Consider the following 14,577-nt stretch of genomic DNA (forward strand, 5'->3'; position numbering starts at 1 on the left):
TTGCTCAACGTCGCTTTAACTTTCACCGCTTCCGGAGCCCAGCCATGAATTGGCGAGTCGAGGTCGCCGTCCACACCCCCGCGCACGCCGCATTGGGTGATTTGCTGAGTTATGTCGCGCCAGCGGCACTGCCGGCGGGCACCCTGGTGCGCGTTCCGCTGGGACGCCGCGAGGTGTTGGGCGTCGCCTGGCAGAGCCAGCCGATGACCGAGGCGGACGCGACCCTGGAACTCAAACCCGTCGGCACGGCGCTCGACGCGCTGGCGCCGCTGGGCGAGGCCTGGCGCGACCTGGTCGGCTTCGCCGCGCGCTACTACCAGCGCTCGCTGGGCGAGATCGCGCTGGCCGCGCTGCCGCCGCAGCTGCGCGACCTGAACGGCGTGCAACTCATGCGCCGGCTCAAGCGCCAGGGCAGTCCCGTGATGGACACGCCCGAGGCCGACGCCGCGGCCGGCGCGCTGCCGGTCAGCCCCGAGCAGGCCGATGCGCTGCAACGTATCGCCACCGAACCCGGCCCCTTCCTGCTGTTCGGCAGCACCGGCAGCGGCAAGACCGAGGTCTACCTGCAGGCCGTGGCCACGCTGCTGGCCCGGTCGCCCGAGGCGCAGGCGCTGGTGATGGTCCCCGAGATCAACCTCACGCCGCAGCTGGAGGCGCGCTTCCGCGAGCGCTTCGAGGCCCGCTTCGGCGCCGGCGCGGTGGTCTCGCTGCACAGCGGCATGACCAACCCGCAGCGGCTCGCGAGCTGGCTGGCGGCGCATGCGGGCACGGCGCGCATCGTGCTCGGCACGCGCATGGCGGTGTTCGCCTCGATGCCGGGGCTGGCGCTGATCGTGGTCGACGAGGAACACGACCCCAGCTACAAGCAGCAGGAAGGTGCGCGCTATTCGGCACGCGACCTGGCGGTGTGGCGCGGCCGGCGCGAGGACGCCAAGGTGATCCTTGGCTCGGCCACGCCCTCGCTCGAGAGCTGGCACCAGAGTCGCCCGGCCGAGGCCGGCGACCCGGGCGGGCGCTACCTGCGGCTCGCGATGCCCTCGCGCATCGGCGCCGGGGCGCTGCCCGCGGTGCGGCTGGTCGACATGCGGCTGCAGCCCTCGAAGACGGTGCTCTCGGGCGTGCTGCTCGACGCCATCGGCCAGCGCATCGCGCGCGGCGAGCAGAGCATGGTGTTCCTCAACCGCCGCGGCTACGCACCGGTGCTGGCCTGCGGCGATTGCGACTGGAAGAGCGAGTGCCCGCACTGCAGCGCCTACCGCGTGTTCCACAAGATCGACCGCACGCTGCGCTGCCACCACTGCGGCTTCACCGAGCGCGTGCCGCGCGCCTGCCCGGCCTGCGGCAACCCCGACATCGCGCCGGTCGGGCGCGGCACCGAGCAGCTGGAGGAACACCTGGGCACGCTGTTCGCCGCGGTGACCCGGCCCGACGGCAGCCCGGTGCGCATCGCGCGCATCGACGCCGACAGCACCAAGAAGCAGGGCGCGCTGGCCTCGCAGCTGGCCGCGGTGCATGCGGGCGAGGTCGACGTGCTGGTCGGCACCCAGATGATCGCCAAGGGCCACGACTTCCGGCGCATCACGCTGGTGGCCGCCGTGAACCCCGACGGCGCGCTGTTCTCCAGCGACTTCCGCGCGCCCGAACGGCTGTTCAGCCTGCTGATGCAGTCGGCCGGCCGGGCCGGGCGCGATGCGGCCTACTTGGCGGCGCAGGGCAGCACCGCCGAGATGTGGCTCCAGACCCACCACACCGACCACGCGCTGTTCGCCGCGCTGCGCCGCCACGACTACCCGGCCTTCGCCGCCAGCGAGCTGGCGCAGCGCAGCGCGGCCCAGATGCCGCCCTTCGCCTTCCAGGCGCTGCTGCGGGCCGACGCGCGCACCCAGGCCGCGGCCCAGGCCTTCCTGCAGGCCGCCAGTGCGGCGGCCGAGACGCTGGAAGGCGGCGAGCATGTCGTGCGCTACCCGGCCGTGCCCCTGACGATCCAGCGCGTGGCCAACGTGGAGCGCGCACAGATGCTGCTGGAAAGCCATTCGCGCGCCGCGCTGCAGCGCCTGCTGGCGCAGTGGCAGCCGGTGCTGCACGCGCTGCGCCGCACGCCCGAGGGCAAGGGCGTGATCCGTTGGCTGATCGACGTCGATCCGCACCAGATCTAAGTTTTCCTGCACGGCATCCGGGCATCGGCAATACTTTGCAAATGCAGTTGACGCCGAGGGCGGGCTGCGCAAGCTGTAGCCCACGGGCCTTCGCGGGCCCGCACCGGAGTGACGCCATGACGCTGGGAACCCTGTCTCGACTGACCGGGCTGTTGTGCCTGCTGGCCACCGGCGCGTGGGGGGCTGCCGCTGCCGAGCTCAAGCACGAGGGCAACCGCCTGCTGGTGATCGGCCCGCTCGATGCCGAGACGCTGCCCGCGTTCAGCGCGCAGCTGGCCTCGGGCAAGGTACGCACGGTGGTGTTCGAAGATGCCTTCGGTGGTACCGCCGAGGTGGCTGCCAGCTACGCCGCGGCCATTCGCACCAGCGGCGTGCAGACCGAGGTGCGGGGCCAATGCCAGGCCGCCTGCGCCTACGCCTTCCTCGCGGCCAAGTCGCACCGCTTCGGCTCGGGGCTGCAAATCAACGGCCTCCTGATTCCGGTCGCCGTGCGGCCCACGGCCGAAGAGATGGCGACCCGCTGGCGCGGCGACGACACCCACCGCACATTGGCCGAATTCATCCCCCCGGCAGCGCCCGCCACGGCGGCCCTGGTGGAGACCAGCAGCAGCAGCAGCGCCCCGCGCGAGCACTGGCGTGCCGACCGCGGCGTGCTGTTCACCTCCTCGCCCACGCTGTTCGGCCGCGTGTACAACACCTTCTACTGCGACGGCACGCAGGGGCGCGATTTCTCGAAGTGCGAGTTGCTGACGGGGGCCGACCCGTACCAGTTGGGCGTGCTCACGCAGTAGGGCTCCGCCCCCGAGCATCGGCCACCCTGCCGGGCTCGAACCGCGGCCCCTGGATCGACGGGCAGCATCCGGCCTGCCCGGCTGCGCGCCTCTGCGAGAGGAGCTCCTGCTTGGGTGCATGTGAAACCGTCAGTTGCAAGCAGCTTAGGCGTTGAATCGTGCACATCGTCCTTCGCGGCTTCCGTGGAGTGAACGCTATAGTGCCCGCTATTCAAACAGCCAGGGAGCCGGCACATGAAGTCTCAATCCATTGTCACGCGCGCGATCTTTGTCCTGTGTGGGGGCATTGCCTGTAGTGCCATGACTGCACAGGCGAGTGCGGCGGATGCCGTCCTCGAGACGCGGCCGGTCCCGCCCGGCGCAGAGAAGGTGATCGTCGAGGCGACCGGGGCTTATGGCCTCGATCAAAGAAGCATCCAGCGTCACCTGGCCAGTTCCTTGACGACAGGCTCCATGCTTCCCCCGCGTAACGACGCACTCTCCAGTTTCGATGGCCGTGTGCTCACGAAAGTGCAACGTGCGCGCCCTGCGATCGGCAGCCCTTTCGGCAGCGAAGAGACCGTCGTTGTGTTTCCCAAGCTGGGCAACCTCCAGTACAGCGTCCGCCGCCCCGTGACAAACTGAGGCGCCTGGTGGTGCCAGGGCGGGCGCCGGAGCTGCACGCATCCATGCTCAGCGTCGCGGCCCGGTCGGCCTTCCACGTGGGCTCAATTCAACCAGCCCACGGCCAGCGGGAAGGTGAAGAAGGCCGCCACGGTGGTCCACAGGATGATCCGCGCGATGCGCCCGTTGTCGGCGCCGAAGCGCTCGGCCAGCATCGACACGTTGCTCGCGCTCGGCAGCGCGGCGACCAGCACGATCGCGACCAGCGCCGGCCGACTCAGCGGCAGGCCCCACGCGATCGCGACCCGCGCCACGGCCCACACCAGCAGGGGATGCAGCAGCAGCTTGGCGAGCACCACCGGCAGCACGTCGCCGACGCGCGCCAGCCCCAGGTCGGGTTGGCGGCGCGCCACCAGCGCCGAGCGCGCGAGCACCGCGCCGATGGTGAAGAGCGCGGCCGGAGAAGCCGCATCGGCCAGCATCGTGACCGTGCGGTCGATCGGGGCGAACAGCTGGAACTGCAGCGCCGACGCCAGCGCACCCAGCAGGATCGACCAGGGCAGCGGGTTCATGAACATGCCGCGCAGCGCCTGGCGCACGGCCTTGGCCGCGCCGTGCTCGTCGGCGCCGTCGAGCCGCGACAGCGCGATGCACAGCGAGGAGGTGATCACCATGTCGAAGGCGATCGTGATGATCACCGGCCCCGCGACGCCCGGCCCGAGCAGCGCGGCCAGCAGCGGCACGCCCATGAAGCCGGTGTTCGGAAAGGCCGCGACCAGCGCGCCGAAGGAGGCGTCGTTCCAGCCGATGCGCGCGCTGCGCGTGCGCCACACGGTGGCCGCGACCACCCCCAAGGCGCACAGGCCCCAGACCAGCGCCACGCTGCCGTCGAGCAGCTGTGCGATCGGCGTGCCGGCGCCGAAGCGGTAGAGCATGCAGGGCAGCGCGAAGTACAGCACGAAGACGTTGAGGCCGGGGATCGCCTCGAGCGGCAACACGCGCAGCCGCGCGGCCGCATAGCCGGCGGCGATCAGTGCGAAGAAGGGGAAGGTGACGAGAAAGATCGGCAGCACGGCCGCGATTGTCGCTGCCGTCAGAGCTGCGCAGAGAGCAGGCTCGCGAGGTGCTCCATCGCTTTCTCGCGCAGCGGCCGCTCGCGCCATTGCGCCAGCGTCACGGCCCGGCTTTGCCGCAGGTCGTCCTCGAAGGTCGCGACCTGCGCCTTGGCAAAGGCTTCGTCGTAGATGTTGAGGTTGGCCTCGTCGTTGAGCCGGAACGAGCGGTTGTCGAAATTGGTCGAGCCGACCGAGACCAGGAAGTCGTCGACCACCAGCACCTTGCAATGGAATATGGTCGGCTGGTACTCGTGGATCTGCACGCCCGCCTTCAGCAGCGGCCCCCACGACGCGCGCGATGCGCCGCGCACCGTCTGCGCATCGATGATCGGCCCGGGCGTGATGATGCGCACCCGCACGCCGCGCCGCACCGCGGCCACCAGCGCATCGTGCGTGAGATCGTCGGGCACGAAGTAGGCGCTGGACAGCTCGATCGAGCGTTCGGCCGCGGTGATCGCCAGCAGGTACATCAGGTGCATGCTCTCGCTGCCGCCCGAGGGCGAGCTGCTGAACATCTGTGCGCCGCCGCCCTCGCCCGGTGCGCGCAAGTCGTGCGAGCGCAGCGCCGGGAAATAACGCTCGCCGTGCAGCACCTGGCCCGAGACCTTGACCCAGTTGTCCATGAAGACCGCCTGCATCTGCGCCACCACCGGCCCCTCGACCTTGAAGTGCGAGTCGCGCCAGTGCTCGGGGTCCTGCGCATGGCCGGTCCATTCGGGCGCGATGCCGACACCGCCGGTGAAGCCGACCGCGCCGTCGACCACCAGCAGCTTGCGGTGCGTGCGGTTGTTCATGCGCGCGATGTCGTACCAGCTCGGCTTGTGGAACTTGCGGATCTCGACGCCGGCCGTCTCCATCTCCTGCAGGAAGCTGTCGTCGATCTTCGCGCTGCCGACCCAGTCGAGCAGCACGTGCACGCGCACGCCGGCACGCGCCCGCTCGGCCAGCGCATCGGCGAAGGCCCGGCCGATGTCGCCCGACCAGTAGATGTAGGTCTCGAAAGTGATGCTCTGCTGCGCGCCGCGGATGGCGGCCAGCATGGGCGGAAAGATCTGGTCGCCGTTGTGCAGCGCCTCGATGCGATTGCCCTGCACGACGGCCGGACCCAGCAACACGCTCATCGCACGGCGGAACTGCGGATCGCGCAGGCTGTATTCGCGCTCGATGTGCTGATCGATCTTCTTCTCGCCGGGGATGAAGTTCAGCACCAGCACCGTGGCCAGCACGGTGAGCAACGCGGTCCAGAGCACGATGGTGAGCGGATGTCTTGATTTTTTCATGGTGTTGCACGCGAGGAGGCTGCGGTCTTAACACGCGGCGGCACCCTGTCGCGTGCGACGAACACCCATCCGCATGCACGCCGGCAGCCGTTCCGTCAAGGCGGGGCTTTTCGGCGCGCCAGTATCATTGCGCGCTTTGCGCCTGCCCTCGTCACCGCTCACGCCCGAATGTCTTCCGGTCTCAATCTCGCCCAGCAGGAAGCCGTCAACTACCTGCATGGCCCCTGCCTCGTGCTGGCCGGTGCGGGCTCCGGCAAGACGCGCGTCATCACGCACAAGATCGGCCGCCTGATTCAGGCCGGCATGGCGCCCAAGCGCATCGCCGCCATCACCTTCACCAACAAGGCCGCCGCCGAAATGCGCGAGCGCGCCAAGGGGCTGATCGGCCGCGACGCCAGGCAGGTGGTGGTCTGCACCTTCCACGCGCTGGGCGTGCGCATGATGCGCGAGGACGGCGCGGTGCTGGGCCTGAAGCCGGCCTTCAGCATCCTCGACAGCGACGACGTCACCAAGATCCTTAAGGACGCGGGCGGCAGCAGCGACACCGCGACCGCGCGCATCTGGCAGTGGACCATCAGCAAGTGGAAGAACATGGGCCTGAACGCGGCCCAGGCCGAAGCCATCGCCACCGACGACAACGAGCGCATCACGGCGCAGATCATGGCCCGCTACGAAGAGCGGCTCACGGCCTACCAGAGCGTGGATTTCGACGACCTGATCGGCATGCCGCTCAAGCTGCTGCGCGAGCACGACGCGGTGCGCGAGAAGTGGCAGAACACGCTCGGCCATGTGCTGGTCGACGAGTACCAGGACACCAACGCCACGCAGTACGAGGTGCTCAAGGCGCTGGTCGGCACCGAGGGCCACTTCACCGCCGTGGGCGACGACGACCAGTCGATCTACGGCTGGCGCGGCGCCACGCTGGACAACCTGCGCAAGCTGCCGATCGACTATCCGAAGCTCAAGGTCATCAAGCTGGAGCAGAACTACCGCTCCACCAGCGCGATCCTGCGCGCGGCCAACAACGTGATCGGCCCCAACCCCAAGCTGTTCCCCAAGACGCTGTTCAGCGAACTGGGCGAGGGCGAGCCGGTGCGCGTGGTCGATGCCGACAACGAGGCGCACGAGGCCGAGCGCGCCGTGGCCCGCATCGTGAGCCTGCGCGCCGGCAGCGCCGTGACGCAGGGCGACCAGTACAAGGAGTTCCGCGACTTCGCGATCCTCTACCGCGCCAACCACATGGCGCGGATATTCGAGCAGGCGCTGCGCAAGGCGCAGATCCCCTACAAGGTCTCGGGCGGCCAGAGCTTCTTCGACCGCGCCGAGATCAAGGACCTCTGCGGCTGGTTCCGCCTGTGGACCAACAACGACGACGACCCGGCCTTCCTGCGCGCCGTCACCACGCCCAAGCGCGGCATCGGCCACACCACGCTGGCCGCGCTGGGCACTTTCGCGAGCCAGTACAAGCTGAGCCTGTTCGCGGCGCTGTTCAGCGCCTCGCTGCCCAGCGTGATCCCCAAGCGCACGCTCGAGGGCCTGCACGAGTTCGGCCGCTACATCAACGACCTCGAATACAAGGCGCGCCAGACCGTCGGTGCCGAGGCCGCGCGCGCCTTCCTGGCCGAGTGGCTCAAGGAGATCGGCTACGAACAGCACCTCTACGACGGCGAGGACAGCGAGACCGCAGCCGCCACGCGCTGGACCAACGTGCTGGAGTTCTGCGACTGGATGGCCGCGCGCTGCGGCGGCGAGATCGACGACACCTCGGGCGCCACGGTCGAGAGCGAACGCAAGAACCTGCTCGAAGTCGCGCAGACCATCTCGCTGCTGTCGACCATCAGCGAACGCGAGAAGGACCAGAACGTGGTGACGCTGTCGACGCTGCATGCATCCAAGGGCCTCGAGTGGCCGCACGTGCTGCTGATCGGCGTGAACGAGGGCACGCTGCCCTTCAAGCTCGACGACGACGACGGCCGCCAGCAGAAGGTCAGCGACGACACGCTGCAGCGGCTGCAGGAAGAGCGCCGGCTGATGTACGTGGGCATCACGCGCGCGCAGCGCACCTTGGCCGTGAGCTGGACCAAGCGCCGCAAGAAGGGTCGCGAGATGATCGCCACCCAGCCCAGCCGCTTCATCGCCGAGATGGGTCTGGACAGGACCACGATCAAGGAAGACCCGCGCGAGAAGCTCAAGGCGCTGCGCGCCGAGTTCGCGCGCAAGGTGCAGGACAATGCCGCCGCGGCCGCCGCCGCTTCGGCCGCCGACCGATGAAGCGCCGGATCGCCTCGTTGTGGCTGCTGGCCGCGCTCGGCGGCATGCTGTGCGCCCCGGCGGGCGCCGCCGAGGCCTGCCCGGCCAGCGCGAGCGAGCTTGCACCCGAAGCGCTCTACGGCCGCTGGGAGGCGCGTTTCGGCGATCTCGCGGTGCCCGCCGACGTGCAACTGGCCCGCCATCCCGAGTACGAGGGCAGCGTCCGTGGCACCATCACGCGCGGTGTGCAGACGGCCCAGCTGTCGGGCGACATCGGTAACGAAGGCTTTCTGGTCTTCGACGAATCCCTGGACGGCCGCGCCATCAGCGCAGTCTGGTCGGGTGAAATGCAGGCCGGCTCATGCGGCAAGGAGTTCAAAGGAACATGGCGAAATTCAAGCGACGACAGCGAGCAGCCCTTTGTGCTGCGAAAGATCGGCTCCCCCTGACGACCTGGCACGGCGCGGCCCTGGTCGCGATGTTGGCGAGCATGGGCTCAGCCCATGCGCAGCCGGCCGACAAGCCCGCCAGTTCGCTCGCCGTCGACGAGCTGACCTGGCAGCAATGCCAGCGCCTGGCCGGCAGCAAGGACGCGCGCCTGGCCTGCTTCGACCGCTGGGCCCAGCAGCAGACGCTGCCTGCCGCGGCCGTGCCGGCCGCGCCGCCGGTGCTCGCCAGCACACAGCCCGCACCGCCGGTCGATGCCAGCATTCCGGCCACCCGCGTGGTGGCCGTGGCCACCGAGCAGGGCTGCCGCGATCGCCAGTACTCGGCCTTCTCGCGCTTCTGGGAACTCGAGGAAGGCAGCGACTGCGGCACCTTCGGCTTCCGCGGCTACCGCCCGCTCAACGTGTCGATCTCGGCCGCCACGCACAAACCCGACGTGCCCACTTCGCCCGCCGCCGACCACACCGGCACGGCCGTGGACTACCAGGCCAACGAGATGCGCCTGGGCCTGTCGATGCGCACCAAGCTGGCCCAGGGCCTGCTGACCTCGAACGATCCGCAGAAAAAGGATTCGCTCTGGTTCGCATACTCCCAGCAGTCGACCTGGCAGCTGTTCAACGGCGATATCTCGCGCCCCTTCCGCACCACCGACCACGAGCCGGAGATGATGTACGTCTACCCGGCGGACTTCCGGCTGCCCTTTGGCTGGCGCTGGCGCTACCTGGGCGTGGGCATCGTGCACCAGTCCAACGGCCAGAGCCTGCCGCTGTCGCGCAGCTGGAACCGCACCTACCTGATGGGCGGCATGGAGCTGGACGACCGCTTCCAGCTCTCGGCGCGCATCTGGAAACGCTGGAAGGAAAACGTCGACAGCGACGACAACCCGGACATCGCCGATTACATCGGGCGCGCCGAAGTCACAGGCCGCTGGAACTACGACCGCGACAACACCTTCGGCATGACCGTGCGCAACAACCTGCGCGACAGCGGCCGCGGTTCGGTCCGGCTCGAATGGTTCAAGGCGATCGGCAATCCGGTCACCAGCAACCTGCGCCTCCACACGCAGCTGTTCCACGGCTACGGCGACACGCTGGTCGACTACAACCGCAAGCGCACGGTGTTGAGCATCGGTGTGAGCCTGGTCGACTTCTGATTCGGCTCGCCCAAGAAAAAGCCGCTGGCCCCGCAAGGCGCCAGCGGCTTTTTACATGGCGCCGGCCTCAGCTCAGCAAAGGCTCGAGTCCGGGCGCGCTGTCGATCTCGGTGGGCTTGAAGATCTTGTGCTGGGCGGCGGGGCCGCCGATGTCCATCACCACGGCCAGCCGCCAGGGGTCGCCGCGCTTGGCAGCGGCGCGTTCCACGCTGTCGAGCTGGAAGCTGGGCACGCCGCGTGCCGTGCCCTTGACCGCGAGCTTGAGCAGGGTGTTGCCCTTCTTGTCCGACACCTCGATGGCATAGCCCAGCCCCTGGCTGGACACGTCCTCGGCTTTGTAGCCGTAGCTCGAGAAGTGCTTGGTCAGGTGGGCCATCGCTGCCGCCTGGACTTCGTCCTTCGACAGCGGGCCGGAGGTAACGACCGGTGCCGGCGGCGGCAGGCTGCCGCGCGTGCGTGCGGCCTTCATCTCGTCTTCGGTCGGCAGCCAGCCGCGCGGGCCGCGCACCAGCACCGCGACCTTGAGATCGGCATCCCAGCGCGCGACATGCCATTCCTCTTCGTCCGGCACGCGCATCGAGACCTTGGCGGCCTTGTCGGTTTCCAGGTCGGCGATGGCCACGCGGTTGGTCTGCAGCACGGCGCGGAAGGACTGGCCCGCGTCGAGCGAGCGCTTGAGCAGCTTGAAACGGTCCTTGGCACGCTGGACCTGCAGCGCCGTGCGTTCGCCGCCACCGCCCAGGCGCTGCTGCGCATCGAGCGACTCGAGGAAGAACCAGCGCCCGCCCGCACCCACGCTCACGAACTCGGCCCAGATGGTGGCGATGACGTTGTCGCCCGTCGCCAGCCAGGCGGATTCGGAGGCTTGCTGGCGCGCATCGAACACGCCCATCTTGGCGATGATCTCGACCGGCGTGCGCTTGTCGCCCAGCAGGCGTTTTTCATTGATGACCGCAAGCACTGCGGCGTCGACTTCTTTGTCCATTCGGAGAGATTTCAGGCAAGTTGTTGGGAGCTCACGGAGTATGCCGTGCCCGGGACGCGGCTTCCGCGACGGTGTCGCGCTCCCGCCCCAAAACCGCCGCCACGCCATGGCAGCCACACCGGCATTCGTCTAGGGCATACCCCTAGCGAATACGCGACGCGCGCCGTTGACCGCCTGTTCAGGCCGAACCTATAGTCTGTCGATCGTTTGGTTAACCAACGTTTTTCATAAAAGGTGCGCACGCTTTGGACACTTCGCAGCTGTTTCAACTGGGCCTGCAGGGCGCGTCGACCGGCGCCATCTACAGCCTCGTCGCGCTCGGCCTGGTGCTGGGCTACAAGGCCACCGAGGTGCTGAACTTCGCGCACGGCGACATCCTCATGCTGTCGGCGTTCCTCGGCTGGTGGCTGATCGGCAGCGCGGGCCTGCCCTTCTGGGTCGTGCTGCCGCTGGTGGTGCTGATCATTGCGCTCTTCTCGTACCTGCTGGAGGCCCGCGTCATGCGCGTGATCGTCGGCCAGCCGCAGTTCGCCGGCGTGATGCTGACCATCGGCATCGGCTTCATGATCCGCGGCGGCGTGAGCATGGTGTTCGGCCCCGACTCGCGCACCTACGACACGCCCTGGACCGGCCAGACCACGCGCATCGGTGGGGCCGTGGTGGCCGACCTGAACCTGGTGATCGTCGCGGCCGCGCTGGCCGTGACCGCGCTGCTGTACGTGTTCATGGCGCGCACCTCGCTCGGCGTGGCGATCCAGGCCGCCTCGCAGAACCAGCTCGCGGCCTACCTCAGCGGCGTACGCGTCAAGCGGCTCAACTCGCTGGTATGGGGCATCTCGGGCGCGATCGCCGCGCTGTGCGGGCTGCTGCTCGCGCCGATCTCGCTGGTCGACCTGAGCCTCTGGTTCGTGATGCTCAAGGCCTTCTCCGCGCTGGTGCTCGGCGGCTTCGGCAGCGTGCCCGGCGCCATCGTCGGCGGCCTGCTGATCGGGCTGATCGAACAGTTCTCGGGCGTCTACCTGCCCGACGGCTTCAAGGACGTCATGCCCTACCTGGTGCTGATCGCGGTGCTGGTGCTCTTCCCCAAGGGGCTGCTGGGCGAAGCCCATGGCCGAAGGGTCTGACCGCCATGCGCTACGAAACCGATTACCGCCAGGGCCGCCGGCTGCTGTCGACGCTGCCCGCACGCCTGGCCTATCTCGCGCTGGCCGCGGTGCTGATCGCGGCACCGCTGGTGCTGCCGACCTTCTACGTGGGCGAGGCCGCCTTCGTCTTCATCCTCTGCATCGCGAGCCTGGGCCTGATGACGCTCACCGGCTTCACCGGCCAGGTGTCGCTGGGGCAATCGGCCTTCATCGGCCTGGGCGCCTACGTGCATGCGCTGCTGCTCACGGCCGGCGTGCCGTTGCCGCTCTCGTTGCTGGGCGCCGCATTCGTGGCGGCGCTGGCCGGGCTCGCGATCGGACTGCCGGCCATCCGCGTGTCGGGGCTGCATCTGTCGGTGGTGACGCTGGCCTTCGCCATCGTGACCGAGCACGTGATCGGCCGCTGGAAGGGCGTGACCGGCGGCCACAGCGGCCTGTCGGTGCCCGAGCCGCTGCTGTTCGGCTTCAGCCTGGGCGGGCCGCGCGCCTTCTACTTCCTCTGCCTGGCCGTGCTGGTGGTGGTGCTGATGGCGCTGCTCAACCTGATGCGCTCGTCCATCGGCCGCTCCTTCGTCGGCGTGCGCGATTCCGAGGCCGCGGCCCAGGGCCTGGGCATCCACGTGGCGCGTACCAAGGTCACGGCCTTCGTGCTGTCGGCCGGCATCAGCGGCATCGCAGGCGCCTTGATGGCGCATCAGATCCAGTTCATCACGCCCGAGAGCTTCGGCATGGCGCTGTCGCTGCAGCTGGTGCTGATGGTGTTCATCGGCGGCATGGGCAGCCTGCGCGGCGCGATCCTCGGCGCCCTGCTCATCGGCCTGCTGCCCTCGCTGATCTCGCTGCTCAAGGGCGCGTTGCCTTCGCGCATCGCCGACCAGTTCGGGCTGGAGCTGTTCATCTACGGCGCGGTGCTGACCTTCTTCGTGCTGCTCGAGCCCACGGGTCTCAACGGCCGCTGGATGCGCATCCGCGCGCTGGCCCGCGACTTCCCCTTCCTGCGCACCGCCAGCGCCCGGCGCGCCAAGGCCTACATGCGATCGGAGCGCGCATGAAGGCCTTGACCGTTCCCGAGTCCGTCGCGATCCATCACGCCGCGGCCGAACCCCTGCTCGAAGTCGATGGGCTGAGCCTCTCTTTCGGCGGCGTGAAGGCCGTGCGCGACGTGCACTTCTCGGTCCGGCGCGGCGAAGTCTTCGCCATCATCGGCCCCAACGGCGCGGGCAAGACCTCGGTCTTCAACCTGGTCACGCGCGTGTTCGACGCCAGCAGCGGCCGCATCCGCGTCGCCGGCCAGGACATCACGCGCGTGGCGCGCCACGACATCGTGCGGCGCGGCGTCGCGCGCACCTTCCAGAACATCGAGCTGTTCGAGGGTGCGACCGTGCTCGAGAACCTGTTGCTGGGCCGGCACCGCGCACCCCACGGCAACCTGTTCTCGCAGATGCTCAACCTGCCGTCGGTACAGCGCGCCGAACTGCACAGCCGCGAGCGCGTCGAGCAGGTGATCGACTTCCTCGCGCTCACGCCCCACCGCATGAGCCCGGTGGCGGGCCTGCCCTACGGCATCCGCAAGATCGTCGAGCTCGGCCGGGCGCTCGCGGCCGAGCCTTCGCTGCTGCTGCTCGACGAGCCCGCCTCCGGCCTCAACCCCGAGGAGACGCGCGAGCTCGCCTACTGGATCGAGGACATCCAGAACGAACTCGGCATCACGGTGGTGATGGTCGAGCACGACATGTCGCTGGTCTCGGCCGTGGCCGACCGCGTGCTCGTGATGGAACAGGGCCGCGTGCTGATGACAGGCACGCCGGCCGAAGTGCAGTCCGATCCGCGCGTGATCGCGGCCTACCTGGGAACCTGAGCCATGGACACGCTGCTTTCCGTGCGGAACATCGAGACCTGGTACGGCCCGGTCAACGCCATCCGGGGCGTCAGCCTCGACGTACAGGCCGGCCGCATCGTCGCGGTGCTGGGCGCCAACGGCGCGGGCAAGACCACGCTGCTCAACACCATCGCGGGCGTGATCGACCCGGCGCGCGGCAGCGTGAACTTCGACGGCCGGCGCATCGACGGCCTCGATGCCGATGCAGTCTGCCGCGCCGGCGTGGTGCTGGTGCCCGAAGGCCGCCAGCTCTTTCCCTTTCTCACGGTGGAGGAGAACCTGCGCATGGGTGCGTTCGCACGGCGTCCGCGCGAGGGCATCGCACGCGACCTCGAGCGCGTCTACGACTGGTTCCCGCGGCTGCGCGAACGCCGCCGGCAGCGCGCCGGCCTGCTCTCGGGCGGCGAGCAGCAGATGGTGGCCATCGGCCGCGCCTTCATGGCCCAGCCCCGGCTGCTGCTGCTCGACGAGCCCTCGCTGGGCTTGTCGCCGCTGTTCACCAAGGAGATCTTCGGCATCGTCCGTCGCATCAGCGCCGAGACCCACACCGCCGTGCTGGTGGTGGAACAGAACGCCGCGATCGCGCTGGCCTCGGCCGACGACGGCTACATCGTCGAGCTCGGCCGCGTGGTCGCGGCCGGCAGTTGCGCCGAGCTGAGCGCACGCGACGACGTCCAGCGCTTCTACCTCGGCCATGCGGTCGAGCACGTGGCGCACGGCACCGCGGGCGGCGTGCGCCCGCCGCGACGCAGCCTGAGCTGGCATTGACGACC

The 14,577-nt window shown here is 69.1% G+C and carries 13 protein-coding genes; 10 read left to right on the plus strand and 3 right to left on the minus strand.

Annotated features, from left to right (window positions below):
* The first annotated feature begins 44 nt into the window (after nt 1-44).
* The 3 genes from priA to ACSFBC_RS18365 all read left to right on the plus strand — a co-directional run bounded on the left by priA (nt 45) and on the right by ACSFBC_RS18365 (nt 3,571).
* Nucleotides 45-2,156: a replication restart helicase PriA gene (priA, locus tag ACSFBC_RS18355; RefSeq protein ID WP_435511787.1), complete on the plus strand. Its 2,112-nt coding sequence runs from the start codon at nt 45-47 to the stop codon at nt 2,154-2,156.
* Nucleotides 2,157-2,272: 116 nt separating this feature from the next.
* Nucleotides 2,273-2,947: a hypothetical protein gene (locus ACSFBC_RS18360; protein ID WP_435511788.1), complete on the plus strand. Its 675-nt coding sequence runs from the start codon at nt 2,273-2,275 to the stop codon at nt 2,945-2,947.
* Between the two features lie 234 nt (nt 2,948-3,181).
* Nucleotides 3,182-3,571 carry a hypothetical protein gene (locus tag ACSFBC_RS18365; RefSeq protein ID WP_435511789.1) on the plus strand — a complete coding sequence of 130 codons (390 nt, stop codon included), beginning with the start codon at nt 3,182-3,184 and terminating at the stop codon, nt 3,569-3,571.
* An 83-nt stretch (nt 3,572-3,654) separates the two neighbouring features.
* Here ACSFBC_RS18365 and ACSFBC_RS18370 read toward each other — a convergent pair whose 3' ends face one another.
* Nucleotides 3,655-4,623 carry an AEC family transporter gene (locus ACSFBC_RS18370; protein WP_435511790.1) on the minus strand — a complete coding sequence of 323 codons (969 nt, stop codon included), beginning with the start codon at nt 4,621-4,623 and terminating at the stop codon, nt 3,655-3,657.
* 20 nt (nt 4,624-4,643) lie between these two features.
* A complete protein-coding gene (locus ACSFBC_RS18375) occupies nt 4,644-5,945 on the minus strand; it encodes a phospholipase D-like domain-containing protein (RefSeq protein WP_435511791.1) in 1,302 nt (433 codons plus the stop codon).
* 168 nt (nt 5,946-6,113) lie between these two features.
* Between ACSFBC_RS18375 and ACSFBC_RS18380 the strand changes: the two genes are divergently transcribed.
* The 3 genes from ACSFBC_RS18380 to ACSFBC_RS18390 are packed head-to-tail and all read left to right on the plus strand — an operon-like array spanning nt 6,114 to nt 9,795.
* The gene (locus ACSFBC_RS18380; protein WP_435511792.1) at nt 6,114-8,216 is read left to right on the plus strand and encodes an ATP-dependent helicase; all 2,103 of its coding nucleotides are present in this window, start codon (nt 6,114-6,116) and stop codon (nt 8,214-8,216) included.
* A 17-nt stretch (nt 8,217-8,233) separates the two neighbouring features.
* Nucleotides 8,234-8,644 (plus strand): hypothetical protein, encoded by a 411-nt coding sequence (locus tag ACSFBC_RS18385; RefSeq protein WP_435511793.1) that lies wholly within the window; start codon nt 8,234-8,236, stop codon nt 8,642-8,644.
* 41 nt (nt 8,645-8,685) lie between these two features.
* Nucleotides 8,686-9,795 (plus strand): phospholipase A, encoded by a 1,110-nt coding sequence (locus tag ACSFBC_RS18390; protein WP_435511794.1) that lies wholly within the window; start codon nt 8,686-8,688, stop codon nt 9,793-9,795.
* A 67-nt stretch (nt 9,796-9,862) separates the two neighbouring features.
* Here the strand turns inward: ACSFBC_RS18390 and ACSFBC_RS18395 are convergent, their stop codons facing one another.
* The gene (locus tag ACSFBC_RS18395; protein ID WP_435511795.1) at nt 9,863-10,780 is read right to left on the minus strand and encodes a protein NO VEIN domain-containing protein; all 918 of its coding nucleotides are present in this window, start codon (nt 10,778-10,780) and stop codon (nt 9,863-9,865) included.
* 245 nt (nt 10,781-11,025) lie between these two features.
* On the opposite strand from ACSFBC_RS18395, the gene ACSFBC_RS18400 reads away from it, so the two are divergent.
* Genes ACSFBC_RS18400 through ACSFBC_RS18415 form a run of 4 tightly spaced genes read left to right on the plus strand, consistent with a single transcriptional unit; the run spans nt 11,026 to nt 14,572 of the window.
* The gene (locus tag ACSFBC_RS18400; RefSeq protein WP_435511796.1) at nt 11,026-11,904 is read left to right on the plus strand and encodes a branched-chain amino acid ABC transporter permease; all 879 of its coding nucleotides are present in this window, start codon (nt 11,026-11,028) and stop codon (nt 11,902-11,904) included.
* 5 nt (nt 11,905-11,909) lie between these two features.
* Nucleotides 11,910-12,977: a branched-chain amino acid ABC transporter permease gene (locus tag ACSFBC_RS18405; RefSeq protein WP_435511797.1), complete on the plus strand. Its 1,068-nt coding sequence runs from the start codon at nt 11,910-11,912 to the stop codon at nt 12,975-12,977.
* Nucleotides 12,974-13,783 (plus strand): ABC transporter ATP-binding protein, encoded by an 810-nt coding sequence (locus ACSFBC_RS18410; protein WP_435511798.1) that lies wholly within the window; start codon nt 12,974-12,976, stop codon nt 13,781-13,783. The genes ACSFBC_RS18405 and ACSFBC_RS18410 overlap by 4 nt, the downstream gene beginning before the upstream one ends.
* 3 nt (nt 13,784-13,786) lie before the next feature.
* Nucleotides 13,787-14,572: an ABC transporter ATP-binding protein gene (locus tag ACSFBC_RS18415; protein ID WP_435511799.1), complete on the plus strand. Its 786-nt coding sequence runs from the start codon at nt 13,787-13,789 to the stop codon at nt 14,570-14,572.
* The last annotated feature ends 5 nt before the right edge of the window (nt 14,573-14,577 follow it).

The organism is Variovorax frigidus (assembly GCF_051216515.1).
Lineage (GTDB): Bacteria > Pseudomonadota > Gammaproteobacteria > Burkholderiales > Burkholderiaceae_C > Variovorax.